The sequence below is a fragment of the Pseudomonas sp. F1_0610 genome, from assembly GCF_047470865.1.
Taxonomy (GTDB): domain Bacteria; phylum Pseudomonadota; class Gammaproteobacteria; order Pseudomonadales; family Pseudomonadaceae; genus JAZDRH01.
In genome coordinates this window covers 1-1,740 of sequence record NZ_JAZDRH010000068.1, presented here as the reverse complement: position 1 = coordinate 1,740, position 1,740 = coordinate 1, and the positions used below count along the sequence as shown (strand labels likewise).

At 51.5% G+C, this 1,740-nt stretch carries 1 rRNA gene; it reads right to left on the bottom strand.

Annotated features, from left to right (window positions below):
• Positions 1-49 precede the first annotated feature (49 nt).
• Positions 50-1,740: ribosomal RNA gene (locus tag VQ643_RS16205) — 23S ribosomal RNA — on the bottom strand; the annotation flags it as partial.

The following is a 1,740-nucleotide window of genomic DNA, read 5'->3' as shown; positions in this document are numbered from 1 at the left end:
AGAACTTTTGGTTGTATCTTTTCAACTACCCAAATTGTTTGGGTGTTATATGGTCAAGCCTCACGGGCAATTAGTACTGGTTAGCTCAACGCCTCACAACGCTTACACACCCAGCCTATCAACGTCGTAGTCTTCGACGACCCTTAAGAGAGCTTGAAGCTCTAGTGAGATCTCATCTTGAGGCAAGTTTCCCGCTTAGATGCTTTCAGCGGTTATCTCTTCCGAACATAGCTACCCGGCAATGCCACTGGCGTGACAACCGGAACACCAGAGGTTCGTCCACTCCGGTCCTCTCGTACTAGGAGCAGCCCCTCTCAAATCTCAAACGTCCACGGCAGATAGGGACCGAACTGTCTCACGACGTTCTAAACCCAGCTCGCGTACCACTTTAAATGGCGAACAGCCATACCCTTGGGACCGGCTTCAGCCCCAGGATGTGATGAGCCGACATCGAGGTGCCAAACACCGCCGTCGATATGAACTCTTGGGCGGTATCAGCCTGTTATCCCCGGAGTACCTTTTATCCGTTGAGCGATGGCCCTTCCATACAGAACCACCGGATCACTAAGACCTACTTTCGTACCTGCTCGAGTTGTTGCTCTCGCAGTCAAGCGCGCTTTTGCCTTTATACTCTACGACCGATTTCCGACCGGCCTGAGCGCACCTTCGTACTCCTCCGTTACTCTTTAGGAGGAGACCGCCCCAGTCAAACTACCCACCATACACTGTCCTCGATCCGGATTACGGACCAGAGTTAGAACCTCAAAGTTGCCAGGGTGGTATTTCAAGGTTGGCTCCACCCAAACTAGCGTCTGGGTTTCAAAGCCTCCCACCTATCCTACACAAACAACTTCAAAGTCCAGTGCAAAGCTATAGTAAAGGTTCACGGGGTCTTTCCGTCTAGCCGCGGATACACTGCATCTTCACAGCGATTTCAATTTCACTGAGTCTCGGGTGGAGACAGCGCCGCCATCGTTACGCCATTCGTGCAGGTCGGAACTTACCCGACAAGGAATTTCGCTACCTTAGGACCGTTATAGTTACGGCCGCCGTTTACCGGGGCTTCGATCAAGAGCTTCGCTTGCGCTAACCCCATCAATTAACCTTCCGGCACCGGGCAGGCGTCACACCCTATACGTCCACTTTCGTGTTTGCAGAGTGCTGTGTTTTTAATAAACAGTCGCAGCGGCCTGGTATCTTCGACCGGCATGGGCTTACTGAGCAAGTCATTCACCCTCACCGGCGCACCTTCTCCCGAAGTTACGGTGCCATTTTGCCTAGTTCCTTCACCCGAGTTCTCTCAAGCGCCTTGGTATTCTCTACCCGACCACCTGTGTCGGTTTGGGGTACGGTTCCTAGTTATCTGAAGCTTAGAAGTTTTTCTTGGAAGCATGGCATCAACCACTTCGCATTCTAAAGAACGCTCGTCATCAGCTCTCGGCCTTGATTTCCCGGATTTGCCTAAGAAATCAGCCTACGACCTTAAACAGAACACCAACTGCCTGCTGGCCTAGCCTTCTCCGTCTCTCCATCGCAATAACTAGAAGTACAGGAATATTAACCTGTTTCCCATCGATTACGCATTTCTGCCTCACCTTAGGGGCCGACTCACCCTGCGTCGATTAACGTTGCGCAGGAAACCTTGGTCTTTCGGCGTGGATGTTTTTCACACCCATTATCGTTACTCATGTCAGCATTCGCACTTGTGATACCTCCAGCAAGCTTCTCAACTCACCTTCA